The sequence below is a fragment of the Tritonibacter sp. SIMBA_163 genome (genome assembly GCF_046535935.1).
Taxonomy (GTDB): Bacteria; Pseudomonadota; Alphaproteobacteria; order Rhodobacterales; family Rhodobacteraceae; genus Epibacterium; species Epibacterium scottomollicae.
Genome location: NZ_JAWJBP010000044.1, coordinates 1 through 4,819 on the forward strand (window position 1 = coordinate 1; position 4,819 = coordinate 4,819).

The window sequence follows — 4,819 nt, forward strand, 5'->3', positions numbered from 1 at the left end:
TCCTCCATGGGATTTCCGTTTGATATGAGCTGGCGCATTTGGTGAGCTTCCTCCCTACTGGAAAGCATACACGCATCTGATCAATCGTGACAAAGTTTTCGGAATTGCGGACATTCCTGCATCGCGCAGCATCGGTACAAGAGGGGCTCAGAGCCGCCTTGCGGCGCTGCAGCACCATGGTAGCAGCGATTCCGCACCAGTTCCCAGCCGCCAGGTGACAGCAGCCAGCCCAATCACGACATTCATGCAGGGTGCAGCGAAGGCGCTGCTGCGAGCGCGAGCGCTTTCCCGAAAGCCGCCGTTCAGCAGGCGGTGGCGGCCCTGGCTGATGCTGCGATCAGCTCCAGAGGCAGCGAAGCGCAGAAAGCGTAGTTTGCAGAGTCCGTCTTTCGATCCGGGAACACAGCCTGCGACCGCGGCAATGCCACGAGAAAAGCGGTCATTGGTAAGGCTTGCAGCGAAGTTTTTAGGTTAGATGGCGGCAGTGCGGGCCAAGACCGACATTCGGCACGCTCTTCCGAGCATGCCGATGCGGCTGGTAACGTCACCTCATTCAGCTAGCATGCGGGTAATCAGGTCGTGGGTTGCGCGGACCCGGGCCTCGTTGGGGTAGTTGCGATTTGCAAGCACCACGACCCCCAGATTTTTGCTAGGGACCATCGCAATATATCCACCGAACCCGTTCGTGGCGCCCGTCTTGTTCAGGATGATATCCTCATCGAACTGACCTGCCACCTCATGCATCGGTTGGGGATTGAGGATGAAGTCATAACCATTCCCCTCCACCATACGTTCCGGTGCGACAGGCCAGGGATAAGCCTCCCAGATCATGGCCTGCGTATACAGTCGCGTCTGGAACTGCCCCTTCTGAGTGCGAGACACCGCATTTCGGATTTCAGGAGAGACATCCCCATTCGTAAGCGCGACGTCCAGAAGTGTCAGCATGTCACGAGCAGAGGATTTTACACCATAAGCTTCATCGTCAAGAACGCCGGGCGTGACACGGATTGGCGCATTCGTTTTCCGGTCGTAACCATATGCATAAGAGGCCGCCGCGTCCTCGGGAACATTGATCCACGTATTCGTCAGCCCGAGCGCGGGGAGGAGATCCGTTTGCAGGGCATCAGTATAGCTCATGCCCATCGCGTCGGAGGTGATGCGCCCCAGCAGGCCAATGCTGATATTGGAGTAACTGCGCGCCCCCGGTTCAGATGGCTGCCAGTTTCCCAGCCAGTCCACCAGTTGATCGTCATCTGCCACCTCACTCGGAACCTGCAAGGGCAAGCCACCGGAATGATGCGTTGCAAGATCCATCAGCGTCAGCTCCCCTGCGGGTGACCCTTGCAGGGCCGGAAGATAGATCGAGACCGAGGCATCAAGCGACAACTTTCCCCGCTCCTCGGCCAAAGCCGCCAACGTGACATTGAAAATCTTACTGATGGAGCCGAGTTCGAACAGCGTATCAGGCGTCACAGGCCGCTGGTTTTCACGCGACGCCAGCCCTGTTTGATAGAACTGGTGCTGCCCATTATGGGTTACGCCCACGATCAGGCCGGGGATATCGTAGACCGCGATTGCATTCTCAAAGCTTGCGGCGGCATCAGTTTCGAACGTCTGCTGGCTGTCTTGCGCAAACACAGGGCAAATGGAAGCTGTCACGATCAGGGTGGAGAGGAGGGAGTTGCGTTTCATGTCTGGTCCACTTCAGTTTTCGAGGCTGAAATATCCGGAGCTGCGCGCAATAAGAAGACGACAACATATTGACCTGCATATAAGCTTAGCTCATGCCAGATCGTCCCGACCTTCCCCTGAATGCCTTGCGCACCTTTGAGGTGGCCGCACGTCAGGGCAGCTTTACCCGCGCCGCCATAGAACTTCGCGTGACGCAAGCAGCGGTCAGTCACCAAATTGCGCGGCTGGAGGATGTGCTGCGCGTGACCCTGTTCCACCGCACCCCTGCGGGGCTGGTCATGACCGACGCCGGACAGGCGCTGTTTCCAGTGATGGAGCGGGGGTTGGATGACATTGCCCGCGTGCTCGACCGCGTTGCCGGTGGCCCGCCGACCGAAGTTCTCAACATCGGCGCCGTGACAACGTTCGCCGTGGGGTGGCTTATTCCCCGGCTTCAGGCCTTTGATCGGGCGCATCCCGGGATCACGCTGCGTCTGTCCACTCACAACAATCGCGTGGAAATCGCCCGCGAGGGATTGGATGCCGCCATTCGCTTTGGCGACGGCCAATGGCCGGGGGTCGAAGCCTATCACATCATGGATGCGCCCATGGCGCCGCTCTGTTCTCCCAGGTTGGACATGCAGACCCCTGCGGATATGCGAAAGCACACGCTTTTGCGCAGCTACCGAGCCGATGAGTGGTCCGCTTGGTTCGCGCAGGCCGGAGAAGCTTGTCCTTCCCTCACGGGTCCGGTTTTGGACAGTTCGCTTGGACTGGCGGATGTTGCCGCCGAGGGCTTCGGCATCGCGCTACTGCCCGTGTCGATGTTCGAACGTCAGCTTCTTTCAGGTCGGTTGGTGCGCCCGTTTGCAACGACCGTGACACTCGGGAGCTATTGGCTGACGGTGCCCAAGGATCGACGGATAACTACTGCCTCAAAGATGTTGCTAGATTGGATGCGAAATGTAGCGGTCGATCACTAACTTATTAAATGAGCAATTCCGGCTTGGGCTCACTACCTGCATTAAGGGCAAAGCGCCGGGTTTGACAACTTGAATGTCCGATTCCGGGAAGTCGAGACGCGATTTCCGCATGTGCAGCAACGAGAACCAACCTCGCTTCGCACCGGTCACTTTGGGCTGGCTGCTGTCATCTGACGGCTGGAACCTCGTGCGGAATCGCTGCGACCTTGCTGCCGCACCCCCGCATGTCCGCTTAGAGCCCACTTTACTGAGTGCTGCGGGATGCACGAATGGCTGCTTCATTGCGGGTCATGCACACAATCAATGCAAGTTGCTGTCACAAATGACCGCAGTGGCCTTCCTCGAAATCCCATGCGCATTTTTGCTCTCCGCGTTCCAAAAATGCATACGCGATTTCGATCTCAACTTTCTCGGGAACGTCTACCGCGTACAGTTGGTATCCAAAGTCTCCGTGTTCGAATGAGCATCCAAGGCGCTCGAGTGGTTCCCAAAGTTCGGCAAACAGCGTTGGATCATGTTTGCCCTGCGAAACAAGAATTCGGTACGTGGAATGCCCAGATTTTGGACCGACGCCGACAACTTTTATTTGGCCTTCAACCTGGCTCGTCATGACTGCGTCCCTTAAGCTGATGCCTTTTGCAAAGAACGGCGAATTCTCAAGCTGATGGACACCGGAACCAAGATTGGTTGCCCAAACACTTTCAGTTGAAAAACCATGCCAAGTGTCTGAGCCGAGATCAAATAGGACTTTCTGCATTTGATTGTTTGTTGCGTTCATATGTCTACGTTAGGTTGCGCCTGACGTTGTGTCACTACCTTAGCCAAACCCTGAAGCCGCCATTGGCACCATCGCAGCGAAAGCTCACTTTGTCCGCTCAGCTGACCTTGACCTCCGGTCTCAGTGCCAATTTGGTGTGCTGGCGAGGCGAACGGCGGGTGAGAGCCCCAGACCGACTGATGTTTTGTACTGCAGCGAATGTCTGATAGCTTGAACCGGCTAGGTCATGTCAGCGTAGGCTTTGTATTCAGCTGTCTTTTTGTTTTGAAACAGATAAATCGCTGGCTGGCCCCCGATCACAACGTTGGACAGGTCAAAGTCGTTGGGAAAATTCCAGTCACCTAAAGCCTTGCGGCATGCACTAATTTTCTCCGTTTCGTTTTTTCTTACAATAGTTGAACCAATCACTTCACCTACAAACACGAGAGCATCATCTTCCGAGAACAACCATCTATTTCCTTGCCAAGTCGAGTAACCGGGGGTTCGTGAATCTATTGTTTGAACAACGTGTTGGGGAACGCCCTCTGGTATATCGTAGAGATCGTTGAAAATCGCTGACCACTTTGCTGCGGCAGAGCCGTCGGCAAGACACCATGGGCAAACTTCGCTTACGTCATCCACACAGTAAATGGGGCCAACGTACATGAAGGATCTTTCCTGCTCACAACACGCGCAGCGTGTTTTTTTCTTAATTATACAACCATTCTCAATTGGGTCAGGGAAGTACTCAAATATAGGAAGTTCCAATGTGTTCTTACCTCAGCATTAGCGTGACAACGGACATTGGAGTAAGTGCAGCGAATGTCAACAAAGTCCGCTCTGCCGACCTCGGCCTTCGGGAAATGCTGCGCGACGCACGAACGACCGCTTCGGTGACGCTGCGCCGCCGCGAGGTCACTCTATCCCAAGGTCGGCAATGGGCCGTTCGCGCCCCAGTCGGCCGGTCAGGCCCGGACTTTGCAAAGAGCGCTCTCTGCGCTTTGCTGACATCTGAGCTGAGCGCGGCATCGCCCTGGTCATCGGAGCTGTTTGAAGGTCCGTTCTCAGGAGATCGTTCGCGCTTGCAGCAAAGGTATCGCTGCACCTTGCATGAGTGTCGTATTTGGGCTGACTGCGGCCATCGACGCCGATATCTGGAATGGCAGTTCAATCCCAAATCTGTGAACTCAGTTTTCAAAATTGAATGAACGCAACACGGAGGCGGGGCTGATAGCCCCGCCGCTTCTGTCTTGTGGGCCAGTGGGATTTGGGCGAGCCAAACGCCCCTGGCCATCAGGGAGAGGGTGCTACCCTCCCCCTCGGACAATTCTATTAGACCGGGCCGTGTCCTCGGCTGCGCCTGCGGGCCGCACCAACCCGGTCGAATAGCATTGCCTCGCCCCCTCCC

Annotated in this window: 4 protein-coding genes; 1 reads left to right on the forward strand and 3 read right to left on the reverse strand. The window is 56.1% G+C overall.

Translation table 11 applies throughout. From position 1 onward, the window contains the following. Positions 1 to 549: 549 nt before the first annotated feature. Positions 550 to 1,692, reverse strand: coding sequence for a class C beta-lactamase (gene ampC, locus R0J92_RS21110; RefSeq protein ID WP_411053080.1), 1,143 nt, complete (start codon positions 1,690 to 1,692; stop codon positions 550 to 552). A 92-nt stretch (positions 1,693 to 1,784) separates the two neighbouring features. Here ampC and R0J92_RS21115 point away from each other — a divergent pair, with 92 nt between their 5' ends. Next, the gene (locus tag R0J92_RS21115) at positions 1,785 to 2,654 is read left to right on the forward strand and encodes a LysR family transcriptional regulator (RefSeq protein WP_411053081.1); all 870 of its coding nucleotides are present in this window, start codon (positions 1,785 to 1,787) and stop codon (positions 2,652 to 2,654) included. 316 nt (positions 2,655 to 2,970) lie between these two features. Here the strand turns inward: R0J92_RS21115 and R0J92_RS21120 are convergent, their stop codons facing one another. Both R0J92_RS21120 and R0J92_RS21125 read right to left on the reverse strand, forming a co-directional pair. Then, positions 2,971 to 3,411: a DUF4265 domain-containing protein gene (locus R0J92_RS21120; RefSeq protein WP_411053082.1), complete on the reverse strand. Its 441-nt coding sequence runs from the start codon at positions 3,409 to 3,411 to the stop codon at positions 2,971 to 2,973. Between the two features lie 240 nt (positions 3,412 to 3,651). Further along, positions 3,652 to 4,179, reverse strand: coding sequence for a CbrC family protein (locus R0J92_RS21125; protein ID WP_411053083.1), 528 nt, complete (start codon positions 4,177 to 4,179; stop codon positions 3,652 to 3,654). Positions 4,180 to 4,819 lie beyond the last annotated feature (640 nt).

Bases quoted from the DNA above. Each gene is read 5' to 3' on its own strand.
- ampC (WP_411053080.1), bottom strand. From the start codon at position 1,692: ATGAAACGCAACTCCCTCCTCTCCACCCTGATCGTGACAGCTTCCATT.
- R0J92_RS21115 (WP_411053081.1), top strand. From the start codon at position 1,785: ATGCCAGATCGTCCCGACCTTCCCCTGAATGCCTTGCGCACCTTTGAG.
- R0J92_RS21120 (WP_411053082.1), bottom strand. From the start codon at position 3,411: ATGCAGAAAGTCCTATTTGATCTCGGCTCAGACACTTGGCATGGTTTT.